Below are 22,260 nucleotides of genomic sequence, written 5' to 3'. Positions count from 1 at the left end.
AGGCTCGAACAAGCCGCGACTTGCGTTCCGGGCTGGCGTCCGGCGTGAAATTGTGCTTGTACTTTGCGTATCTTGACGAACGCGCGGAGCTATGCGCGGGGCCGCCCGCGGCCGATGCGATCGAGCGGGACCACCGCATTGCCCTGCGCATCGAGTGGCTGGCCGGCACGCGGCGGCAGCTTCCAGGCATGCCCGTAGACGACCTCGAAGGTGAGCGCGATCTCGCCCTGGGCATTGCGCCGGCGCTCCAGCGCGGCCAGCAGCGCCGCATGCCAGCGGCGTCCGCGCAGGCCTCCGCCGGGGCGGCGCAGCCCGCCCATGGCATGGACCTCGCGCAGCAGCGTCTGCGGATTCTCGTAGGTGATCGTCAGCGTCTCCATGTCCATCACCGGGGTGGACCAGCCGCTATGCACCAGCATGTCGCCGATATCGTGCATGTCGACGAAGCGCAGCGTGTGGACATCGCCGTCGACCTCGGCGAAGGCCTCGCGCAATTCCTTCAGCGTGTCCGGCCCGAACAGCGAGAACAGCACCAGCCCGTCCGTGCGCGTCACGCGGTGCCACTCGGGAAATACCAGATGCGGTTCCGGGTGCCAGTGCAGGGCCAGATTGGACCAAAGCATGTCAAAGCTGTCGGCGGCGAAAGGCAGCGTGGCAAGATCGCCCTGCACCAGTTCGAACAGCGGGCGCTTGCCCAGCATGCGCCCGATCCAGCCCGGCCGGCGCTGGGGGTCGCGCTGGCCGGCCTCGCGCAGCATGGCCGCCGACACATCGAGGCCCGCGATCTGCGCATCCGGATACTGCGCACGCAGCGCGGCCAGGCCCTGGCCATGGCCGCAGCCGATATCGAGCGCCCGGCCGGGCGTCAGCCGGATCAGTTGCATGCGCTCCTGCATGCGCTGGCCGATCTCGCCGAAGAGGAAATCGAGCTGGTCGAAGGCAGCGCTGCGCCTGTCGAAGGCGAGGCGGGTCAGCCGCGTGGACGGCAGGAAGGCATCGGGAGAAGCAGCGGCATGCAGGGACACGGACAAACCAGGCAGCGGATGGAAGACGACAAGGCACCGCGCGCACCCGTCGACGCCAGGGCGCCGGCCGCGGTGCGGGAGGACGAAGCGCAAGTATACGCGCGATGCGCCGGGCGGGCCGGCGGCCGCGCAGCCGGCCGCGCCCTGGCCCTCGGCCGGGCGGCGTGGCGGGCCTGCCTGGATGCCTTGCTGCCGTGCGCCTGCGCCCTGTGCGGGCAGGTCCAGCGGGAGGTCGTCTGCGCCGGCTGCGCGCAGGACCTGCTGCCCGTGGTGCCGCGCTGTCCCGTGTGCGGCCTGCCTGCCGGCCGGTCCGCCGGCGGCGCTTCCCTGCCCTGCGCCGGCTGCCGCCAGGCAGCGCCGTCCTTCGACGCGGCACTGACCCTTGGCGACTACGCGCCGCCGCAGGACAGCCTGGTGCTGGCACTCAAGTTCGGCGGCGTCCTGCCGCTGGCCGGCTGGCTCGCCGCGCAGCTCGCCGGGCGGATGGTCCGCTCAGGGTTTCCAGCGCCGGCACTGCTGGCGCCCGTGCCGCTGGCGCCGCGCCGTCTCGCCACGCGCGGCTTCAACCAAGCCTGGGAAATCGCCAGGCCGCTGGCACGGCAGCTCGGCGTCCGGGCCGACCCGGTGCTGCTGAGGCGCCGGCGCGAGACATCGGCGCAGAGCGCACTGGATCTGGCCGCCCGCGGGCGCAATGTGCAGGATGCGTTCGCCTTGTCCGTGCCGGCACGGCTGGACGGCCTGCATGTCGGCCTGGTGGACGATGTGATGACATCGGGAGCCACGCTGGCGGCGGCGGCACGCACGCTCAAGGCCCATGGCGCCGCGCGCGTCACGGTGCTGGTGGCACTGCGCACGCCGTGAACGAACGGCGCATGGTGCGGCAAAATGTCGCAGGCCGGGCTGCGCGCGCAAGCCCCCGCCCGGAGCACGCCGCCGGCGTGACAGCGGCCGCCGGCACGCGGTAAGCTGCGCCTCGTCTCATCACCGCCTTGCCGCGCCGGGCACAGCCCCGGCCACCTGCCATGTTCAACGTCGTCCTGGTCGAACCGGAGATCCCCCCCAATACCGGCAATGTCATCCGCCTGTGCGCCAATACCGGTGCGCGCCTGCACCTGGTCAAGCCGCTCGGCTTCCCGCTCGACGATGCCCGCATGCGGCGCGCCGGGCTGGACTACCACGAGTACGCCGCGATGCGTGTGCACGAGAACTGGGAAGCCCTGCTCACCGACGAACGGCCGGACCCGGCCCGCATGTTCGCGCTGACCACCAAGGGCTCGACGCCCTTCGGCCAGGTGGCGTTCGCGCCGGGCGACTGGTTCGTGTTCGGTTCGGAGACGCGCGGCCTGGCGCCGGAGCGGCGCGAGTGGTTTCCGCCCGCGCAGCGCATCCGGCTGCCGATGCGCCCCGACAACCGCAGCCTGAACCTGTCCAACACCGTCGCCGTGGTGGTGTTCGAGGCCTGGCGGCAGAACGGTTTCGCCGGCGGCGCCTGAGTTTTTCCGCGCCGCTCCGGGCGGCAATACCGGGGAGGCTATTCGGGCTGCACGCCGGCCGCGCGGATCACCTTGGCCCAGCGCAGCTTCTCGCTTTCCATGGTCCGGCGCAGGGAATCCGGCGCCGTGCCGGACGGCGCGAAGTACTGCGCGCGCAGCTTGTCGCGCACGTCCTCGCTCTGGAGGATGGCGACCACCTCGCGGTAAAGCCGTTCGACGATGGGCGCCGGCGTACCGGCTGGCACCAGCACCGCCTGCCACGAGATCGCCTCGAATCCGGGGTAGCCCGACTCGGCCACCGTCGGTACTCCGGGCAACAGCGCGGTCCGCCCGCTGCTGGTCACCGCCAGCAGCCGCAGCTTGCCCGCGCTGACCAGCGGCATGGCGATCGCCGGCACCATGAAGCCGGCCTGCACCTGCCCGCTGGCGATCGCCGTCGTCACTTGCGGAAAGCCAGGATAGGGCACGTGCTGCAGTTCGATGCCGGCCATCGCCTTGAGCTGCTCCATGGCCAGGTGGGCGGCACTGCCGCTGCCAACGGACCCGTAGTTGAGGGCACCGGGCTTCGCCTTGGCCAGGGCCACGAACTCGCGCAGGTTCCTGGCCGGCAGGCGGGCATCGATGACCAGCACGTTGGGCGAGGTGGCCACCAGGCTGACGGGTGCGAGCTGGCGCACCGGATCGTAGCCCAGGTGGCGCCACAGCATCGGCGCGGTCACGAGCGGACCGTTGATGGTGAACAGCAGCGTGTAGCCATCCGGCGCCGCGCGCGCCACCATGCCGGTGCCGATATTGCCGCCGGCACCCGGACGGTTCTCCACCACCACCGGCTGACCCAGTGCGCCCGCCAGCTTCTCGGCCAGCAGGCGGGCGTTCAGGTCGGGCGAAGAGCCCGGGGGAAACGGCACGACCATGCGCAAGGGACGGGCGGGCCAGGATTCGGCCCGCGCGAACGGCGCGGCCGCGCAGACGCCTGCCGCCGCCAATGCCAGCAGGATGCGGCGGCGGTTCATCTGGGCAATGCTGCGGGACATGAAATCCTTCAAGGAAATGGAAGCAGGTTGCGCACGGTCCGGCCAAGACGCCAGACCGTGCGGGCCGCGCGCGGCGTCACTCGTCGCGCGCGTCGCGCTGGAGCAGGCGCGAAACCGCGTCAGACACGGCCAGCCCTTCGAACAGTACCGCGCAGACCGCGCGCGTGATCGGCATCTCCACGCCGCTGGCTTCGGCCAGGGCCGCCACCGCCTGGGCGCAGCGCACGCCTTCGGCCACATGGCCCAGTTCGGCCAGGATCTGGTCGAGTGTCTTGCCCGCGGCGAGCTCGCGTCCCACCTTGCGGTTGCGCGACAGGTCACCGGTGGCGGTCAGGATCAGGTCGCCCACGCCGGCCAGGCCCATGAAAGTCTCGGCGCGTCCGCCCAGCGCCAGGCCGAGGCGGGTCATCTCGGCCAGGCCGCGCGTGATCAGCGCCGCCCGCGCGTTGAGCCCCAGCCCCAGGCCGTCGCTGGCCCCGGTCGCGATGGCCAGCACGTTCTTGACCGCCCCGCCGACCTCGACGCCGATCAGGTCATCGCTGCCGTAGATGCGCATCGCATGGTGGTGGAAGGCAGCCTGTGCCAGGTCGGCCAGCCCGGGCGAGCGGCCCGCGACGGTCAGTGCGCAAGGCAGCCCCGCGGCCACCTCCCGTGCGAAGCTGGGACCGCTCAGCACGCCATAGTCGACCGAGCCGTCCGCCACGCCGGCCGCGGCCAGTTCGGCCCGCACCATCTGGTGGGGCAAGGCCTGCGTGCCGGCCTCGAAACCCTTGCACAGCCACAGCATGCGCAGGCGCCCGCCGCGGCGCGCGGCCAGTCGCCGCGTCATCTCGCGCAGCCCGGCTACCGGCGTGGCCACGATCACCAGGCTGTCGGGCGTATCCATACCATGGGCAGCGGCGCGCTCGAAGTCCGGCTCCACCGCCAATCGTGCCGACAAAGCCACACCGGGCAGGTAGGCGTCATTGCTCCGCGTCGAGGCGATGGCGGCGAGCTGCGCGGCGTCGCGCCCCCACAGCACCACCTCGTGCGCGGCGGCGGCATGGCTGGCGAGCGCGGTACCCCAGGCACCGGCGCCAAGGAAGGCGATGTTCATGTCAGTCGGAACGGAAGATCTGCGCGTTCGATGGTAGCGCGGGATGGCGGCGGGCGGAATCCGCGCGCCGCCGCCGCAATGAAAAACGGGGCCGCAGCCCCGTCCTGACAGCGTCTGCCGGTGGCCCCGATCAGTGGCGGGCCTGGCTGCCGTCGGGCATCACGATGCCGCTGTTGCCTTCCTGGGCACCTTCCGCCTCGGCCATGGCGGCCTGCAGGCGCTGCTCGTAGAGCGCCTGGAAGTTGATTTCCGACAGGTGGATGGCCTGGAAGCCGGCGCGCGTGATCACGTCAGCGATATTGCCGCGCAGGTACGGATAGAGGATGGTCGGGCAGGCGATGCCCAGCAGCGGGTCGAGCTGCTCCATCGGCACGTTGCGGATGTCGAAGATGCCGGCCTGGTGAGCTTCCACCAGGAATGCCACCTTGTCCTGCACCTTGGTCGTCACGGTGCCGGTCACGACCACTTCGAAGATGCCTTCCTGCAGTTGCGCGGCGCCGACGTTCACCTGGACTTCGACCGAAGGCGCCTCGGTTTCCAGGAAGATGGCGGGCGAGTTCGGCTGCTCGAGCGACATGTCCTTCAGGTACACGCGCTGGATGTTGAAGAACGGCTGGTCGTCTTGCTGCTGGTTTTGCTGATCGCTCATGAAAGGCTTCCGGGATTGGCGTGGAGCGCCAGGGCCGGCCGCCGGCACGCCTTCGGGCGGCCGGCCGGGCCGGGCCTGCGCCCGGTTGGAAAAGGCATATGGTACATGACGCGGGTGGCGATTTCACCCGCTCGGCGGCGCTCAGGCAGCCAGCAGCGGTACCAGGCCGCCCTGGCGGTCGAGCGCGGACAGGTCGTCGAAGCCGCCGACGTGGGTGTCGTCGATGTAGATCTGCGGCACGGTACGACGGCCGGTGCGCGCCATCATTTCCTCGCGTTTGCCCGGTTCGCGGTCGATCAGGATCTTTTCGATCGACTCGACACCCTTGGACTTGAGCAGGCGCTCAGCCATCTGGCAATAGGGACACACCACGGTGCTGTACATGACGACTCGTGCCATGCGGCATTCTCCTATACGACTTTACGAGTTTTCAGCTTGCGATTTGTGACTCGGGATCCTCGATCCACAACAAATCCTGACCCGGACGCGGACGCCTGAGCGGCTGGGGGCATCCGCGCCCCGGGGTGATTACTTCACCACCGGAAGACCGGCCTGCTGCCAGGCGGCCAGGCCGCCGTCCAGCGAATAGACCTCACTGTAACCGGCTTCCTTCAGGGCTGCATGCGCCTTGCCCGAGCTCTGCCCGGTCTGGCACACCACGATGATGGGTACGGACTTGTCCTTTGCAAGGCCGGCGGCACGGGCCGCCAGGTCGCTCAGCGGCGCGCTCTTGGCCTGCGGCAGGTGACCCTTGGCGAACTCCGCGGCTTCGCGGATGTCCACCACCACCGCATTGCGCTTGTTGATCATCTGCGTGGCAATGGTCGTGTTGACGCGCTTGCCACCCGCGCCCCGGGAGATCGTCGGCCAGGCCAGCAGGCCGCCCGACACCACGGCGACGGCGATCAGGGCGAGGTTGTTGTAGTCGGCAAAGAAATTCACGTTGGCATTCCGGTGGGTTGGGTCGGCGGCATTATAAAATACGCAGTTTCGCGCCCGCGGCGAACGGGCCTGCCGCCATTGTCTCTTATTTGACACATGGAGCCCTGCCGCCGCGGCCGCTGCGCCAGATCACCCACTCTCTCGGAAAGCAGCATGTACAAGCTCGTCCTCATCCGCCACGGCGAATCGACGTGGAACCTCGAAAACCGCTTCACCGGCTGGGTCGACGTCGACCTGACCGAAACCGGCGCCGCCCAGGCCCGCCAGGCCGGCAAGCTGCTGAAGGAAGCCGGTTTTGCCTTCGACATCGCCTACACCTCGGTGCTCAAGCGGGCCATCCGCACCCTGTGGCACGTGCAGGACGAGATGGACGAGATGTGGATCCCGGTGCGCAACGAATGGCGCCTGAACGAGCGCCACTATGGCGCCCTGGCCGGCCTGAACAAGTCCGAGACCGCCGCCAAGTTCGGCGACGAACAGGTGCTGGTCTGGCGCCGCAGCTACGACACCCCGCCGCCCGCGCTGGAGCCGGCAGACCCGCGCGCCTCGTACGCCGACCCGCGCTACGCCGGCGTGCCGCGCGAACAGATTCCGCTGACCGAATGCCTGAAGGACACCGTGGCGCGGGTGCTGCCTCTGTGGAACGAATCCATCGCTCCGGATATCAAAGCGGGCAAGCGCGTGGTGATCGCCGCCCATGGCAACAGCATCCGCGCCCTGGTGAAATACCTCGACCAGATCTCGGATGACGACATCGTTGGCCTCAACATCCCCAATGGCACGCCCCTGGTGTATGAGCTCGACGCCGACCTGCGGCCGCTGCGCCACTACTATCTCGGCGACCAGGAAGCGATCGCCGCTTCGCTGGCCGCTGTCGCCAGCCAGGGCAAGTCGCGCTGAACCCCTGACGGCGTGCGTGCGCCGGCCCACCGGCCGGCGGGCGCGCGCCGACCGTTTCCCCGCCACCCTCTTATACTGTCGGACATTGCGGCGCCCGGCCAGCCACTGAGGCCGGCCCGATCCGCAACCCCACTCCTTACTCGTTCAGGCAGCCCTCATGCGTAAGACGCTAAAGAACATCAGTCTGGTTTCTGTCGGCCTCGTCGCCGGCGTACTGGCGACGCTGCAGATCTCCGCCACCGCGCAGAACGCGTCCGGGCCGCTGCCGCTCGACCAGCTGCGGCTGATGGCCGACATCTTCGGCCAGATCAAGCGCGAGTACGTGGAACCGGTCGATGACAAGCAGTTGCTGACTGCCGCCATCAAGGGCATGGTATCCAGCCTCGACCCGCACTCCGCCTACCTGGACGAAAAGGACTTCAAGGAACTCCAGGAGGGCACGCGCGGCCGCTTTGCCGGGCTCGGCATCGAGATCTCGCAGGAAGACGGCCTGGTCAAGGTGATCAATCCGATCGAGGACACGCCCGCCTTCCGCGCCGGCATCCAGCCGGGCGACCTGATCACCCGCATCGACGACAAGCCGGTGCGTGGCCTGCCGCTCGAGCAGGCCGTCAAGCGCATGCGCGGCGAGCCGGGCACCAAGGTCACGCTGACGATCTACCGCAAGAGCGACGAGCGCACCTTCCCGGTGACGATCACCCGCGCGGAAATCCAGGTGCAATCGGTCAAGACCAAGCTGCTCGACCATGACATCGCCTGGGTGCGCCTGACCAGCTTCCAGGAACGCACCGTGGCCGACCTGGGCCGCAAGCTGAGCGAGCTGGCGCAGAAGGACCCGAACCTCAAGGGCGTGATCCTCGATCTGCGCAACAACGGCGGCGGCGTGCTGCAGGGTGCGGTCGGCGTGGCCGCGGCCTTCCTGGGCAACGATGCGGTGGTGGTCTCGACCAACGGCCAGGTACCGGATGCCAAGCGCGTCTACAAGGCCTCCTTCAGCAACTACCGCCTGTCCTCGCTGGACGACGATCCGCTCAAGGACCTGCCGGCCCTGTACAAGACGGTGCCGATGGTGGTGCTGACCAACGCCTATTCGGCCTCCGCCTCGGAAATCGTCGCCGGTGCGCTCAAGGACCATCACCGCGCCCTGATCATGGGCAAGACCACGTTCGGCAAGGGCTCGGTGCAGACCGTGCGCCCGCTGCCCAACGATACCGGCATCAAGCTGACCATCGCGTACTACTACACGCCGAGCGGCAAGTCGATCCAGGCCTGGGGCATCCGTCCGGACATCCCGGTCGACCAGAACCCGGATGGCGACCCGGACGACGCGCTGGTCACGCGCGAGATCGACACCGAGCACCACCTGCACAACAAGCAGGAGTCCGAGCTGCCGGAAATGCAGGGACGCGAGCAGCGCCGTGTCGAGGAACTGCGCCGCCTGGAAGAAGAGAACGCGAAGAAGACGCCGGAAGAACGCGAGAAGGAACGCAAGAAGAAGCCGATCGAGTTCGGTTCGGCCGACGACTTCATGCTGCAGCAGGCCATCAACCAGCTCACCGGCAAGCCGGTCCTGCGCTCCAAGTCGCGCCTGGAACTGGCTGACGAGAAGGCGGCCAAGCCGGTGGACAAGAAGCCCGGGAAATCTCCCGCGGCCAAGCCGGCCCCGGCGCCGGCCGCCCCCGCCAACGGCGCGCCGCCGGCCAGCTCCCCGCTCGGCGAGCCGCTGGGCACGCCGACCGGCAAGGCGCCCTGAGGCGCACCGAGCGAGCGGCCCTGCGGGGCCGCTTTTTCTTTGGCTCCCGGCCCGGCCGGGAGCCTCAGCGAACCTTGGGGAAATCATGTCCGCCGCCATGAACGACGACCAACTGCTGCGCTACTCGCGCCATATCCTGCTGGACGAACTCGGCATCGAGGGCCAGGAGCGCCTGCTGGGCGGGCATGCACTGGTGATCGGCGCCGGCGGCCTTGGTACGGCCGCCCTGCCCTACCTGGCCTCGGCCGGCGTCGGCACCATCACGGTGGTGGACGACGACGCGGTCGACCTGACCAACCTGCAGCGGCAGATCCTGCATACGACGGCCAGCATCGGCCGCGCCAAGGTGGAATCGGCGCGCGAGGGCATGCTGCGCATCAACCCCGGCATCGCGGTCCGCACCGTCGCGGCACGCGTGGGAGAGGCCGAACTGGCGGCGCTGGCCGCCGAGGCCGACGTGGTGCTCGACTGTTGCGACAACTTCACCACGCGGCAGGCGGTCAACCGCGCCTGCGTGCGCCACCGCGTCCCGCTGGTGTCCGGTGCCGCCCTGCGCTTCGATGGCCAGGTCAGTGTGTTCGACCGCCGCCTCGACGATGCGCCCTGCTACGCCTGCCTGTTCCCGCCGTCGGAACCTGCACCGGAGGTGGCATGCGCCACCATGGGCGTGTTCGCGCCGCTGGTCGGCATGGTGGGAACGGTACAGGCGGCTGAAGCGCTGAAGCTGCTGGCCGGTATCGGCGACAGCCTGGCCGGCCGCCTGCTGATGGTCGATGCGCTGCGCATGGAATGGACCACGATGAAACTGATGCGCGTGCCGGGCTGCGAGGTATGCGGCGGCGCCTGAGGCCCGGCTGAGGCCCGCCTGAGGCCCGGCTGAGGCCCGGCTGAGGCCCGACTGAGGCCCGACTGAGGCCCGACTACTCAGGCTGCCGGCGCGCTGCGCGCCCGCAGGTAGTCGGTCACCGCGGCGCGATCGCCGCGGAAGATGATACGGGCCTCGCGCGACTCGCGCTGGTAGGCATACATGGGATCGTAGTAGTGCTGCAGCAGCACCATGATCCAGCCATGGTGCAGCTCCACGTCCCCCGTGCTGGCCTGGTGCGCCAGCGCCTGTTCGAGCAGCGCCGACAGCCGCCCGTAGCGCGCCCCGCCCAGCCTGCGCGCGATGCCGGCCATGGCCTCGCGCAAGCGCTCCGCGTATGCCGCAAAGCCGGCCTCCGGCCCGCGCGCGGCGATGAAATCAGCGCACAGGCCCTGCACATAGTCGCGCAGCACGCGCTGCACGCGCTCCTCGAAAGAAACTTCCACCCAGACCAGCGGGCTCTGCTGCATGCGATCGTAGAGCCCGAGCGGCAACACCCGGCTGCCGACGAAGCGCCCCTCATCCTCCAGCACGATGGCCCGCCAGCCGTCCTCGCGGCGCCGGAGCAGGTCGATGGCCAGGGCATTCTCGAAATCGATCTGGCTGGGCTGCGCCTGCGCGCGCCGCCCGAAGCTCGACCCACGGTGCCGGGCCAGCCCTTCCAGGTCGACCGCGGCACCGAGGTCGCTCAGGATCTCGGTCTTGCCGCTGCCGGTCAGCCCGCCCAGCACCAGCAGGTTCCCACGCGCGGCCTGGTCGGTCACACCGATCAGGTAGCCGCGCATGGCCTTGTAGCCGCCGGTGATGCGCGGGTAGTCGATGCCGGCTTCCGCGCGCAGCCACTGCTGCACGATCTGCGACCGCATGCCGCCGCGGAAGCAGTAGAGGAAACCGTCCGGATGGGCATTGGCGAAGCCGGCCCACGCGGCCATGCGCGCGGCCTTGCGCTCGCCCGATACCAGGTGATGGCCGAGTGCGACGGCTGCCGCCGGCCCGTGCAGGTGGTAGGACAAGCCGACCTGGTGGCGCTCCTCGTCGTCCATCAGCGGCAGGTTCACCGTGCCGGGAAACGCGCCACGCGCGAATTCGGCCGGGGCACGGACGTCGAGCAGCGGCACGCCGGCCAGCAAGACTCCGCGATAATCGGTGCTATCCGCCCGCATCAAACCACCTCGACCGCATGCTCGCCGCGTGCCACCAGTTCGCCGATCGGTGCCAGCGACAGGCCGAACTCCGCGCACGCCGCCAGGAAGGCCGGCTCGCCCTCCGGCTCCACCGCCACCAGCAGACCGCCGCTGGTCTGCGGATCGCACAGCACGGCGCGGCGCGCGGCATCGAGCGCGCCGATGCGATGACCGTAGCTGTCGAAATTGCGCTGGGTGCCGCCGGGCACGCAGCCTGCCGCGACATAGCGCGCCACCTCGGGCAGCACCGGCACGGCAGCGTAGTCCAGGCGTGCGCTCAGCCCGCTGCCATCGGCCATCTCGACCAGGTGCCCGAGCAGGCCGAAGCCGGTCACGTCGGTCATCGCACGCACGCCGGACAGCCGGCCGAAGCGGCTGCCGGCGCGGTTGAGCACGCACATCCAGTCACGCGCGAGGTGGATATCCTCGGGCCGCAGCGCGCCCTTCTTCTCGGCGGTGGTCAGCACGCCGATGCCCAGCGGCTTGGTCAGGTACAGCCGACAGCCGGCCACCGCAGTGTCGTTGCGCTTCAGGTGGGCGCGCTCGACCACGCCGGTCACGGCGAGGCCGAAGATCGGCTCCGGTGCGTCGATCGAGTGTCCGCCCGCGAGCGGAATGCCGGCCTCGTCGCAGGCCTTGCGTCCACCGGCGACCACTTCGCGCGCCACCTCCGGCGGCAGCACGTTGACCGGCCAGCCGAGGATGGCGATGGCCATCAGCGGATCGGCGCCCATCGCGTAGATATCGCTGATCGCGTTGGTGGCGGCGATACGGCCGAAGTCGAACGGGTCGTCGACGATGGGCATGAAGAAGTCGGTGGTCGAAACCACGCCGCGTTCGCTGTCGGGGGCGCCCAGGGCGTAGACCGCGGCATCATCGCGCGAGGCATTGCCCACCCACAGGCGCGGATCGGCATGCTGCGCCCCGCTGCCCGCGAGAATGACATCGAGCACTTTCGGGGAAATCTTGCAGCCACAGCCGGCGCCGTGGCTGTACTGCGTCAGACGGATGGCATCGGCCATGGACGGACTCCTGTCGGCGATACGGAATTCTGGCGTGGGAATTCGGCTGTGGATGGGAATCGAAGCGGGAACGAGAACCCTTACGGCGGGAGGCCGAGCGCCCGTTCGACGGCGCGGATGCGCCGCGGCGGGCGCTGCCGCTGGCGGGCGGCGTAGCAGCGGGCCGGGCGGCCCGCCTGGGGCGGATCAGTGCTCGCCCGGCTCCATCTGCGACTGCAGATAGTTCTGCAGGCCGACCTTGTCGATCAGGTCGAGCTGCGTCTCCAGGTAATCGATATGCTCTTCGGTATCGGTCTGGATATCGACGAGGATCTCGCGGCTCACATAGTCCCCCACCGACTCGCAATAGGCGATGGCTTCCTTGACGGTGGCGTGCGCGCCTTGCTCCAGCTTCAGGTCGCACTTGAGCATCTCGGGCGTGTTCTCGCCCAGCAGCAGCTTGTGCAGGTCCTGCAGGTTGGGCAGCCCATCCAGCATCAGGATGCGGTCGATCAGCCGATCGGCGTGCTTCATCTCACCGATCGATTCCTTGTATTCCACGTCGCCGAGCTTCTTCAGGCCCCAGTGGCGATACATGCGCGCGTGGAGGAAATACTGGTTGATCGCGGTCAGCTCGTTCTTCAGCTGAGCGTTGAGATACTGGATGACCTTCTTGTCACCTTTCATTAGCGGCTCCTGTTGCATCGGGGCCCGCTGAAACGCGATGCGGCGCCGACGCGCCGCATGCAGTCATCCAAGGTGAACGTGCCGAACCGGAGGAACGTACGCCAGGGGACGTACGGACGCGCGATGAAGCGATGATCGCGCGCGAGTTCAGGCAACCAGCGCGGTGCGCTGGTCGTTCGCGACTGCCGGGTCCCGAGTGTCCATTATGGCACGCGACCCTGGCTGCGAACAGGAAGAAATTTCCGTAATCTGGATCACGGCGGTGGTGGTGGCCTTCATGGCGCTGGCTGCCGCCACGCCTTCGCACAGGACCTGCTGCGCGCATTCGCGGCAGCGGCCGCAGCAGGTGCCGACACCCAGCGTTTCCGCCAGTTCGTCGAGCGTGGATACGCCCAGATGGACAGCACCGTGGATCTCGCGATCCGTGACCTGGTTGCAGATGCAGACGTACACAAATCCCTCCTTGGGTCCGCGGTCACACCGGCATGTCACCGCCAATGAACGTCAGCTTAACAGAGATCGAAAATGATAACAATTCCCATTAAGCCTCATGTGACGACCCCTGCCCGACGTCTTTGAATGTCGATGACAGCCCACAAAACCACGGGCTCCCGCACGCACATCCCGAACAAAAAAGCGAAGAAAAGGCCGCACACGGCGGCCTCGATTCAGCGCAATACCCGCAGAGCGATCAGGGTTGATTGAGCTGGCACAGCACGGCCGCCTGCTCCTCCGGGTCATAGGCTTCCAGCAGCTGGTCGACCTGGCCCGTCAGCCTGCCGCAGTCGGCGTGCAGCACTTCCTGCTTGACGCGCAGCAGCTGGGTGGGATGCATGGAGAACTCGCGCAGTCCCATGCCCAGCAGCAAGCGGGTCATGGCCGGGTCGCCGGCCATCTCGCCGCACACGGCCACCGGCACGCCAGCCTCGTTGGCCTCGCAGATGGTACGGGCGATCAGCTGCAGCACCGCCGGATGCAGCGGATCGTAGAGATGGGCCACGGCGTTGTCGGCACGGTCGATGGCCAGGGTGTACTGGATCAGGTCGTTGGTGCCGATCGACAGGAAGTCCATGCGCTTGAGGAACAGCGGCAGCATCAGCACCGCCGCCGGGATCTCGATCATCGCCCCGACCTTGAGGTTGGCATCGAAGGGCTGGCCGCGCTCGTCCAGCTGGCGCTTGGCCTGCGCCAGCAGTTCCAGGGTCTGGTCGATCTCGCGCGCGTGCGACAGCATCGGGATCAGGATCCGCACCGGGCCGAAGGCGGAGGCGCGCAGCAGGGCGCGCAACTGTGTCAGGAACATGGCCGGCTCGGACAGCGACCAGCGGATGGCGCGCAGGCCAAGCGCAGGATTGAGCGCGGTCTCGAACTCCTCGCGCCCTTCCAGCGGCTTGTCGGCGCCGATATCGATGGTGCGGATGGTGACAGGCAGGCCGTGCATGGCCTCCACTGCGGCCCGGTAGGCCTCGAACTGCTCATCCTCGCCGGGCAGTTCGCCACGCCGGTTCATGAACAGGAACTCGGATCGGAACAAGCCGACGCCGACCGCGCCGGCGGACAGCGCAGCGCCCGCGTCCTCGGCCATCTCGATATTGGCCAGCAGGTCGACTTCCTGCCCGTCCAGGGTCACCGCCGGCGTGTGGCGCAGGCGCTGCAGGCGCTTCTTCTCGAGCATGCGCTCGCTCTGCCGATGCCGGTACTCCTCCAGGATGATGGCGGACGGATCGACGATCACCAGCCCCGCATCGCCGTCGATGATGATCCAGTCTTCCTGCCGGATCAGCTCGCTGGCGCTGGCCACGCCGACAGCTGCGGGGATGTCCAGGCTGCGTGCCACGATGGCGGTATGCGAGGTGCGCCCGCCCAGGTCGGTGACGAAGCCATGGAAAGCCGTATTGCGGAACTGCAGCATGTCGGCCGGCGAGATATCGTGCGCCACCACGATGACACCGGGTGTCGCCACGCCGTCCGCGCCGAGCGCCGGGGCCGGAGCCGGGGCCGGCGTCAGAATCGGCGCACCCGCCAGCACCTTGAGGATGCGCTCGACCACCTGCTGCAGGTCGGCCTTGCGCTCACGCAGGTATTCGTCCTCGATCTCGTCGAACTGGCGCAGCAGTTCCTCGAGCCGTGTGGTCAGCGCCCACTCCGCGTTGTAGCGGCGCGTGCGGATCAGGGTCTCGGGCTCCTGCGCCAGCATCGCGTCGTCGAGGATCATCGCGTGCACATCGAGGAAGGCGCCCATCTCCTCGGGCGCGTCGCGCGGCAGGTCGCGCTTGAGCGCCGCCAGTTCGTTGCGCACCGCGGCGCGTGCCGCGCGCAGGCGCTCGACCTCGGCCTCGAGCTTGTCTTCGTCGATCAGGTAGTGCGACACGTCGAGCGCCGCCGGCGCAAGCAGGTGCGCGCGGCCGATGGCGATTCCGCGCGATACCGGGATGCCGTGCAGGGCAAAGGACATGTGCCGCTCCGTCGTGGAACGTTGAAGTGGATACCGTGGAACCGGGGTCCCGGCTGCCTGGCCTGCCTTATTCGCCTTCGCCGAAGCGGTTGCCGATCAGGGCCACCAGCGCTTCCATGGCGTCCTGCTCGTCGGGTCCCTCGATCTCGATGGTGACCGTGGAGCCGATGCCGGCGGCCAGCATCATCACGCCCATGATGCTCTTGGCGTCGACCTGGCGGCCATTTCGCGACATCTTGATCTGGCTGACGTAGCTGCCGGCCAGTTGCGTCAGCTTGGCGGAGGCGCGGGCATGCAGCCCGAGCTTATTGATGATGGTGACGTCCCTCTGCAGCATATTTGTCGGGATGATTGGCGGTTTGGTTCTGGACGGAGGTGCTGCCGACCTGCAGCACGCCTTGCGAGCCGCCGGCCAGCGCCTTGGCGGCGAGCTGGTCCAGCTTTTCGCTGCGGTAGCAGATGGCGCGCACCAGCATGGGAAGATTGACGCCGGCCAGCACCTTGACGCGGCCCGGGTCGGCCAGGCGGGCGGCGATATTGGCAGGGGTGGCGCCGAAGATATCGGTCAGCACCAGTGCGCCGTTGTCTTCGCAGATCGCCGCCAGGCGCCGCCGTGCGTCGGCCAGCACCGTGGCAGGGTCGGCGTCCGGCAGGACGTCGATCGCCTCGAGCCGTTGCGGCGTGCCGCAATAGACGTGGGCCGCGCAATCGCGCAGCGCGGATGCGAGCGGCGCGTGCGCGATGATCAGAATGCCTGCCATGATGGTGGATCCGTTGGACTGCCTAAGATTGTATCAGGCACCCCGGGACCGCCAGTGCTCAGCGCGGCATCGACGCCACGGCACGCTCGAGCGCGTCGACAAACATGGACGCCACGTGGAAGCCGGTCTGCTGGGTGATTTCCTGGAAGCAGGTCGGACTCGTCACATTGATCTCGGTAAGGTAATCACCGATCACATCCAGACCGACCAACAACAATCCACGCTCCCACAGCCGCGGCGCCAGTGCCTCGGCGATGGCGCGGTCGCGCGCCGACAGGGGTTGGGCACGGCCCATGCCGCCGACCGCCAGGTTGCCGCGCACTTCGCCGGCCATCGGCACGCGCGCCAGCGCGTAGGGGACCGGTTCGCCGCCGATCAGCAGGATGCGCTTGTCGCCGTCCTTGATCTCGGGGATGTAGCGTTGCGCCATCAGCGTGCGCGCGCCGTTGTCGCCCAAGGTCTCGACGATGGCACCCAGGTTCATGCCGTCGGCGCCGACGCGGAACACGCCCATGCCGCCCATGCCGTCCAGCGGCTTGATGACGATGTCACGGTGCTCTGCGTGGAAGGCGCGGATGCGGCCCATGTCGCGCGACACCAGTGTGGGCGCGGTGAACTGCGGGAATTCGCCGATCGACACCTTCTCGGAGTGGTCGCGGATCGCGCGCGGCTTGTTGAACACTCGCGCGCCCTGCGCCTCGGCCAGCTCCAGCAGCCAGGTGCTGGTCACGTACTCCATGTCGAAGGGCGGATCCTTGCGCATCAGCACGGCGTCGAAGGCGGCCAGCGCCTGCGCCGCCGGCTCGCCCACCTCGTACCAGTCGTGGCCGTCGCCGCGCAGCGACAGCGGGCGCACCAGCGCCTCGACCCGCTGGTTCACCAGCGACAACTGCGACTGCAGGCAGAAGAACAGTTCGTGCCCGCGCGCCGCCGCCTCGGTCATCATGGCGTAGGTGGAGTCCTTGTACGTCTTGAACGTCTCGAGCGGATCGGTGATGAAGAGAATACGCATGGTGCTGCCCGGTTGCTGGGTTGAGGTGCCGTCCGCCGCGCCGGGTCGGCGCTGCGGACGCGGCGGATGTCAGAGGATCGGGTTCGGATCGGTCTTTTCCAGTTCCACCGACGCAGCCAGCAGGGCCAGCCGGGCCACCACGCCATACATATAGAAGCGGTTCGGCACGGCGGCGCCCGGCTTGGCGTGCGTGTCCGGGATACCGTTGGCGGCAAAGGCGAGCGGCACGAAATGCATGCCGGGCGCGTTCAGGTTCTCGTCATTGCCGCGGCCCGTGTGCACGCGGTAGAAGCCGCCCACCACATAGCGGTCGATCATGTAGACGACCGGCTCCGCCACCGCCTCGTTGATCTTCTCGAAGGTGTGCACCCCCTCCTGCACGATGACGTCGTTGACCTCGAGGCCTTCCTTGACGACGCTCATCTTGTTGCGTTCCTTGCGGTTCAGCCCCTTGACCTCGGACGGGTCGCGCACCGTCATGATGCCCATGCCATAGGTGCCGGCATCGGCCTTGACCACCACGTAGGGCGTCTCCTTGATGCCGTACTCGCGATACTTCTTGGCGATCTTCTTCAGCACGGCCTCGACGGTGTCGGCCAGTTCTTCCTCGCCGACGCGCTCGTGGAAATTGATGCCGGAGCAGCGCGCGAAGTAGGGATTCACCATCCACTGGTCGACATCGATCAGCTTGGCGAACTTCTTGGCCACTTCATCATAGGCGGCGAAGTGGCTGGTCTTGCGCCGCGTCGACCAGCCTGCATGCAGCGGCGGCAGCAGGTACTGCTCGTTGATGTTCTCCAGGATCGGCGGAATGCCGGCGGACAGGTCGTTGTTGAGCAGGATCGAACACGGATCGAAGTCCTTCAGCCCCAGCCGGCGGCCCTTGGCACCCAGGCGCGCCAGCGGCTCCACCACCAGGGTCTGGCCGTCCGGCAGTTCGATCGGGGTCGGCTCGGTGATTTCCTCGGAAAGGGAGCCCAGGCGCACGTTCAGGCCTGCCTGGCGCATGATCAGCGACAGCCGCGCGACGTTCTGCAGATAGAACATGTTGCGGGTGTGGCGTTCCGGGATCAACAGCAGGTTCTTGGCGTCCGGGCAGATCTTCTCGATCGCCGCCATCGCCGCCTGCACCGCCAGGGGCAGCATTTCCGGCGCGAGGTTGTTGAAACCACCGGGGAACAGGTTGGTGTCCACTGGCGCCAGCTTGAAGCCGGCATTGCGCAGGTCCACCGAACAGTAGAACGGCGGCGTATGCTCCTGCCACTCCAGCCTGAACCAGCGCTCGATGGACGGCGTGGCGTCCAGGATCTTCTTCTCCAGTTCGAGCAGCGGACCGTTCAGCGCGGTAATGAGATGCGGGACCATATCCATCCTATTGATCATCTTTATCGTTCGCCCCGATTGTAGAGGAACGGCCAATAGCCTGCAGGAGCGCTCCTAATAAGGATATGCATCGGCGGGCATCAGGGGAACCCAGATGGGGACGGTCCGGCAGAAGTAAAGGCCTTCGTTTCGAAGGCCTTCCTTGGCACGCGCCGGGGCGGCCCGGCGTGGAGCGCGGGCGGGCTGCGGTCCGCGACTGCCGGATGACGGCCGGATGACGGCCGGAACGAAAAAAAAAGCGCGGCAACTGCCGCGCTTCGAATAGCCTGACAGATACGGGGAGCGTTCTGCAGGTGGAGGAAACTGCCTCAATGGCAATGTAATTGTATGCACCTCTAAATACAATTGAAGCTTTTTAAGATCGGAATTAAGCGGCTTGCGAGTACCGTCCGCACCAGGACGGGACGATCCCCCTGGAAGCAAAAAAGCCCGGCCGAAGCCGGGCGAAACTCCTGAGAGACGATTCCCAATCAGCTCTCCAGCACAACACCTTTCGGATCAGGCCTCATATGCGGTTTCGCCGTGCGAGGTGATGTCCAGACCCTCGCGCTCCTCTTCTTCCGGCACCCGCAGGCCGATCAGCATATCCACCAGCTTGTAGGCGATGAAGGCCACCACGCCGGACCAGATGATGGTGGTCAGCACGCCTTGCAGCTGGATCCAGACCTGGCCGGCGATCGAGTAGTCGTCGGCGACCTTGTTGGCCACGTAGTCGTAGACGCCGGTGCCGCCCAGGCTCGGCGCGGCGAACACGCCGGTCAGCAGGGCACCCAGGATGCCGCCTACGCCGTGCACGCCGAACACGTCCAGCGAGTCGTCCATGCCCAGCATGCGCTTCAGGCCGGTCACGCCCCACAGGCACAACAGGCCGGCGATCAGGCCGAGCGCGATCGAGCCCATCGGACCGACGAAGCCGGCGGCCGGGGTGATGGCGACCAGGCCTGCCACGGCACCCGAAGCACCGCCCAGCATCGAGGGCTTGCCCTTGCCGATCCACTCGCCGAAGGTCCACGACAGCACGGCGGCAGCGGTGGCCAGCAGCGTGTTGACGAAGGCCAGGCCGGCGGCGCCGTTGGCTTCCAGGCCGGAGCCGGCGTTGAAGCCGAACCAGCCGAACCACAGCAGCGAGGCACCGACCATGGTGAAGGTCAGGCTGTGCGGGCGGATCGCCTCACGGCCAAAGCCGATACGCTTGCCGAACAGGAAGGCACCGACCAGGCCCGCGACCGCGGCGTTGATGTGCACCACCGTGCCGCCGGCGTAGTCGAGCGCACCCTTCTGGAACAGCCAGCCGCCCTTGGCCGTGGCCGCCGCGCCGGCCGCCGCGTCGGTGTACGCGTCAGGACCGGGCCAGAACCAGACCATGTGCGCGATCGGCAGGTAGGAGAAGGTGAACCACAGCACGACGAAGAGCAGCACTGCCGAGAACTTCGCACGCTCGGCGAAGGCACCGATGATCAGCGCGCAGGTGATCGCCGCGAACGCCAGCTGGAAGGCGAAGTAGGCCAGTTCCGGCACGACCACGCCCTTGCTGAAGGTCGCCGCCACCGCGTCGACGGTCAGGCCCTTCATGAACAGCCGGTCCGTGCCGCCGAAGAAGGCGTTTCCTTCGGTGAAGGCGAAGCTGTAGCCGTAGATTGCCCACAGCAGCGACACCAGCGAGAAGATCACCAGGCACTGCATCAGCACCGACAGCATGTTCTTCGAGCGCACCAGGCCACCGTAGAACAGGGCCAGGCCGGGCAGCGTCATCAGGATGACGAAGGCGGTGCAGACCAGCAGCCAGGCGGTGTCACCCTTGTTGGGCGTCGGCGCGGCGGGTGCCGCGGCGGCCGGTGCGGCCGCAGGCGCTGCCGCGGCGGCCGGCGCAGCGGCAGGCGCTGCAGCCGCGGCCGGAGCCGGGGCCGTGGCGGCGGCCGGAGCGGAGGCTTCCGCCGCCGGCTTGTCCTGCGCCACCGCGTGGGTCGATAGGCTGAAACTTGCCGCGCCAACGGCGAGCGACAAGGCGCCGGCCGTCAGGATTCGCTTGAACCAGGATTTCATTGACGTATCCTCTAGTCTCTTGTCTGTTGGTTCATCACAGGGCATCGCTGCCGGTCTCGCCGGTGCGGATGCGGATCACCTGCTCGATGGGTGCGACGAAGATCTTGCCGTCGCCGATCTTGCCGGTGCGCGCGGCCTTCTCGATGGCCTCGATGGCGCGCTCGACGACGTCGTCCGGTACGGCCACCTCGATCTTCACCTTGGGCAGGAAGTCGACAATGTACTCCGCACCCCGGTACAGCTCGGTGTGTCCCTTCTGGCGGCCGAAGCCCTTGACCTCGGTGACGGTGATGCCGGACACGCCCACGTCCGAGAGCGCCTCGCGTACCTCGTCGAGCTTGAACGGCTTGATGACGGCTATGATGAGTTTCATTGGTTTTCTCCTTGGAGCGTCCCCGCAAGGCGCTCCGGCCAGCAGGCGGTGGATCAGAAAGTCTTGGTGAGCGAGGCCCAGGCGGTGGCGCGGCCCACGTAGCGCCCGCTGGTATTGGTGTACACCGAGCGGTTCGCGTTGGTGTCGATGTACGCCACCGCCAGCGAGAAGCCCTTGCCCAGGTCCTTGGTCAGCCCCACCTTCCAGTCCGTATACGACGCGTCCGTCACGTGCTGCACCTTCTGGTAGCCCACGTGCGCGTTGAACGTCAGGTCCCAGAAATTCAGCGGCACGTTCGCCGACAGGTCGATGTAGAAACTGTTCTTGCTGTCGTTGAAACCGAACAGGTTGGTCAGCGCGTGCGAGTACTTCAGGAACACCGGGCCGCTGCCGATCCCGCCGTACAGCTCCGTCGTGTGCGGCCGCGTGAAGCCCGTCGGGTAGTCGCCCGGGTAGTAGTACTGCAGCACCCCCACGTCATAGTTCCAGTCCAGCCCCGCCAGCGCGAAGGTGTTCTTGAAGCCGCCGTAGAAGTCCATCTCGATCGGCGCCGACACCTGCGAGCTGCTGTCCGAGAGCCAGCTGATGTTCGAGTTCCAGTTGCCCACGTAGAAACCGCTCTCGTGCGCGTAGTCGAAGCCCCCCTGGATCGCCGGATGGCGGTTGGTCTGCATCAGCCCGCGGTAGCGGTACTCGGTGGCCAGCGTCACATTGGCCGTGAACGTGTGCGGCGACGCCGGTGCCGCGTCCGCTGCCGGCGCGGCCGCCGCCGGTGCGGGCGTGGCTGCCGCGTCGCCGCTGCTCTGCGCAAAAGCGCCCGTGGCACAACCGCAAAGAATGGCTGCGCTAACTGCAAAGGCCAACTTCTTCATCGATTTCTTCTCCTTTGGCTCAGACTCGTGGATGGGTGTCTTTTCTTTATTGCGCGATACCTGCGCCAGTACCACTGCAACAGCCGTGCCAGGAGAGGAACCAAGCGATCGCGACCGGGGCCGCGGGAGGGTGCCGATGGTGCAATGCACACCGCCGGCGGCCTCTGGTGGGCCTCCGAGGGCCGAAAACGGGTGAAAAGGTGTGTCCGCCACCACGCCGGCGCTTTCACAGCGACCTCGCAGGCGTCATAATCCGGGCAGGCCGGCTTCCGGCGCCATGTGTTCGTCCTAGCCGCATCCGCCCCAGGGCGGTGCAAAGGTGTAAAGGACAGCATAGGCACCCGATGCACCACCGGTAAGCGCGCACCACCGCGGTGCGCATGTGCGAAAAGGAGTACCACCATGAAACCGACCGATCTCTTCTCCGACCTGCAGAGCAAGGTCAGTGAGGCGCTGCGCAATTCCCCCGCCAGGGACATCGAGAAAAACGTGCGCAGCATGATGACCCAGGGCTTCGCCAAGCTTGACCTGGTCACACGCGAGGAATTCGACGTGCAGTCGCAGGTGCTGGCGCGCACGCGTGCCCGGCTGGAAGAACTGGAAGCGCGCGTGGCCGAGCTGGAGCGCCGCGCCGGCAACGCCAGCGGGACCTGATCGATGCGCGCGAGCGAAAGGCCACGGCCTTTGCGCCGCCCCCGGCCCTCGCAAAGGCCGCCGCTAGCCGGCGGCCTT

The 22,260-nt window shown here is 67.8% G+C and carries 24 protein-coding genes; 6 read left to right on the top strand and 18 right to left on the bottom strand.

Annotation, left to right across the window (positions count from 1 at the left end; all coding sequences use genetic code 11):
- Window positions 1-89: 89 nt before the first annotated feature.
- Window positions 90-1,025 carry a methyltransferase domain-containing protein gene (locus BKK81_RS04105; RefSeq protein ID WP_156811107.1) on the bottom strand — a complete coding sequence of 312 codons (936 nt, stop codon included), beginning with the start codon at window positions 1,023-1,025 and terminating at the stop codon, window positions 90-92.
- Between the two features lie 18 nt (window positions 1,026-1,043).
- On the opposite strand from BKK81_RS04105, the gene BKK81_RS04100 reads away from it, so the two are divergent.
- Together BKK81_RS04100 and trmL are read left to right on the top strand one after the other, a co-directional pair.
- Window positions 1,044-1,886, top strand: coding sequence for a ComF family protein (locus tag BKK81_RS04100; RefSeq protein WP_231907972.1), 843 nt, complete (start codon window positions 1,044-1,046; stop codon window positions 1,884-1,886).
- Window positions 1,887-2,047: 161 nt separating this feature from the next.
- A complete protein-coding gene (gene trmL / locus BKK81_RS04095) occupies window positions 2,048-2,518 on the top strand; it encodes a tRNA (uridine(34)/cytosine(34)/5-carboxymethylaminomethyluridine(34)-2'-O)-methyltransferase TrmL (protein ID WP_071010885.1) in 471 nt (156 codons plus the stop codon).
- A gap of 38 nt (window positions 2,519-2,556) precedes the next feature.
- Here trmL and BKK81_RS04090 read toward each other — a convergent pair whose 3' ends face one another.
- The 5 genes from BKK81_RS04090 to BKK81_RS04070 form a co-directional block, all read right to left on the bottom strand.
- Complete coding sequence (locus BKK81_RS04090; protein ID WP_071010884.1) at window positions 2,557-3,552, bottom strand: Bug family tripartite tricarboxylate transporter substrate binding protein; 996 nt, start codon at window positions 3,550-3,552, stop codon at window positions 2,557-2,559.
- A 76-nt stretch (window positions 3,553-3,628) separates the two neighbouring features.
- Entirely contained in the window at window positions 3,629-4,648 is a 1,020-nt protein-coding gene (locus BKK81_RS04085) for an NAD(P)H-dependent glycerol-3-phosphate dehydrogenase (RefSeq protein WP_071010883.1), read from the bottom strand.
- 130 nt (window positions 4,649-4,778) lie between these two features.
- On the bottom strand, window positions 4,779-5,297 hold the full coding sequence (secB, locus tag BKK81_RS04080) for a protein-export chaperone SecB (RefSeq protein WP_071010882.1): 519 nt from the start codon (window positions 5,295-5,297) through the stop codon (window positions 4,779-4,781).
- 141 nt (window positions 5,298-5,438) lie between these two features.
- Complete coding sequence (gene grxC / locus BKK81_RS04075) at window positions 5,439-5,696, bottom strand: glutaredoxin 3 (RefSeq protein WP_071010881.1); 258 nt, start codon at window positions 5,694-5,696, stop codon at window positions 5,439-5,441.
- A 129-nt stretch (window positions 5,697-5,825) separates the two neighbouring features.
- On the bottom strand, window positions 5,826-6,239 hold the full coding sequence (locus BKK81_RS04070) for a rhodanese-like domain-containing protein (RefSeq protein WP_071010880.1): 414 nt from the start codon (window positions 6,237-6,239) through the stop codon (window positions 5,826-5,828).
- A gap of 153 nt (window positions 6,240-6,392) precedes the next feature.
- On the opposite strand from BKK81_RS04070, the gene gpmA reads away from it, so the two are divergent.
- The 3 genes from gpmA to BKK81_RS04055 all read left to right on the top strand — a co-directional run bounded on the left by gpmA (window position 6,393) and on the right by BKK81_RS04055 (window position 9,739).
- Window positions 6,393-7,139, top strand: a complete 747-nt coding sequence (gene gpmA / locus BKK81_RS04065; RefSeq protein ID WP_071010879.1) for a 2,3-diphosphoglycerate-dependent phosphoglycerate mutase — start codon at window positions 6,393-6,395, stop codon at window positions 7,137-7,139.
- A 157-nt stretch (window positions 7,140-7,296) separates the two neighbouring features.
- Window positions 7,297-8,892: a S41 family peptidase gene (locus tag BKK81_RS04060; RefSeq protein WP_071010878.1), complete on the top strand. Its 1,596-nt coding sequence runs from the start codon at window positions 7,297-7,299 to the stop codon at window positions 8,890-8,892.
- Window positions 8,893-8,989: 97 nt separating this feature from the next.
- Entirely contained in the window at window positions 8,990-9,739 is a 750-nt protein-coding gene (locus BKK81_RS04055; protein WP_071016021.1) for a HesA/MoeB/ThiF family protein, read from the top strand.
- Window positions 9,740-9,816: 77 nt separating this feature from the next.
- On the opposite strand, the gene mnmH is transcribed toward BKK81_RS04055, so the two are convergent.
- From mnmH to BKK81_RS03995, 12 genes are all read right to left on the bottom strand, one after another.
- The gene (mnmH, locus tag BKK81_RS04050) at window positions 9,817-10,920 is read right to left on the bottom strand and encodes a tRNA 2-selenouridine(34) synthase MnmH (protein WP_071010877.1); all 1,104 of its coding nucleotides are present in this window, start codon (window positions 10,918-10,920) and stop codon (window positions 9,817-9,819) included.
- Window positions 10,920-11,963: a selenide, water dikinase SelD gene (gene selD / locus BKK81_RS04045; protein ID WP_071010876.1), complete on the bottom strand. Its 1,044-nt coding sequence runs from the start codon at window positions 11,961-11,963 to the stop codon at window positions 10,920-10,922. The genes mnmH and selD overlap by 1 nt, the downstream gene beginning before the upstream one ends.
- Window positions 11,964-12,149: 186 nt before the next feature.
- The gene (gene bfr / locus BKK81_RS04040; protein ID WP_071010875.1) at window positions 12,150-12,629 is read right to left on the bottom strand and encodes a bacterioferritin; all 480 of its coding nucleotides are present in this window, start codon (window positions 12,627-12,629) and stop codon (window positions 12,150-12,152) included.
- A 147-nt stretch (window positions 12,630-12,776) separates the two neighbouring features.
- Complete coding sequence (locus BKK81_RS04035; protein WP_071010874.1) at window positions 12,777-13,082, bottom strand: (2Fe-2S)-binding protein; 306 nt, start codon at window positions 13,080-13,082, stop codon at window positions 12,777-12,779.
- Window positions 13,083-13,320: 238 nt separating this feature from the next.
- A complete protein-coding gene (ptsP, locus tag BKK81_RS04030) occupies window positions 13,321-15,084 on the bottom strand; it encodes a phosphoenolpyruvate--protein phosphotransferase (protein WP_071010873.1) in 1,764 nt (587 codons plus the stop codon).
- A 67-nt stretch (window positions 15,085-15,151) separates the two neighbouring features.
- The gene (locus tag BKK81_RS04025) at window positions 15,152-15,421 is read right to left on the bottom strand and encodes an HPr family phosphocarrier protein (RefSeq protein WP_071010872.1); all 270 of its coding nucleotides are present in this window, start codon (window positions 15,419-15,421) and stop codon (window positions 15,152-15,154) included.
- Window positions 15,390-15,845, bottom strand: a complete 456-nt coding sequence (locus BKK81_RS04020; protein ID WP_071010871.1) for a PTS sugar transporter subunit IIA — start codon at window positions 15,843-15,845, stop codon at window positions 15,390-15,392. Before BKK81_RS04020 ends, BKK81_RS04025 begins: the two co-directional genes overlap by 32 nt.
- Window positions 15,846-15,903: 58 nt before the next feature.
- Window positions 15,904-16,857: a glutathione synthase gene (gene gshB, locus BKK81_RS04015; RefSeq protein ID WP_071010870.1), complete on the bottom strand. Its 954-nt coding sequence runs from the start codon at window positions 16,855-16,857 to the stop codon at window positions 15,904-15,906.
- A 69-nt stretch (window positions 16,858-16,926) separates the two neighbouring features.
- Entirely contained in the window at window positions 16,927-18,222 is a 1,296-nt protein-coding gene (gene gshA, locus BKK81_RS04010) for a glutamate--cysteine ligase (RefSeq protein ID WP_071016019.1), read from the bottom strand.
- Window positions 18,223-18,738: 516 nt separating this feature from the next.
- Complete coding sequence (locus BKK81_RS04005) at window positions 18,739-20,283, bottom strand: ammonium transporter (RefSeq protein WP_071010869.1); 1,545 nt, start codon at window positions 20,281-20,283, stop codon at window positions 18,739-18,741.
- Between the two features lie 34 nt (window positions 20,284-20,317).
- Complete coding sequence (locus tag BKK81_RS04000; RefSeq protein WP_071010868.1) at window positions 20,318-20,656, bottom strand: P-II family nitrogen regulator; 339 nt, start codon at window positions 20,654-20,656, stop codon at window positions 20,318-20,320.
- A 53-nt stretch (window positions 20,657-20,709) separates the two neighbouring features.
- Window positions 20,710-21,528, bottom strand: coding sequence for a TorF family putative porin (locus BKK81_RS03995; protein ID WP_071010867.1), 819 nt, complete (start codon window positions 21,526-21,528; stop codon window positions 20,710-20,712).
- A 402-nt stretch (window positions 21,529-21,930) separates the two neighbouring features.
- On the opposite strand from BKK81_RS03995, the gene BKK81_RS03990 reads away from it, so the two are divergent.
- Window positions 21,931-22,182, top strand: a complete 252-nt coding sequence (locus BKK81_RS03990) for an accessory factor UbiK family protein (RefSeq protein WP_071010866.1) — start codon at window positions 21,931-21,933, stop codon at window positions 22,180-22,182.
- The last annotated feature ends 78 nt before the right edge of the window (window positions 22,183-22,260 follow it).

The sequence above is a fragment of the Cupriavidus sp. USMAHM13 genome (assembly GCF_001854285.1).
Lineage (GTDB): Bacteria > Pseudomonadota > Gammaproteobacteria > Burkholderiales > Burkholderiaceae > Cupriavidus > Cupriavidus malaysiensis.
The sequence above is the reverse complement of the archived record's forward strand: the minus strand, read 5'-3'. Positions and strand labels throughout refer to the sequence as shown.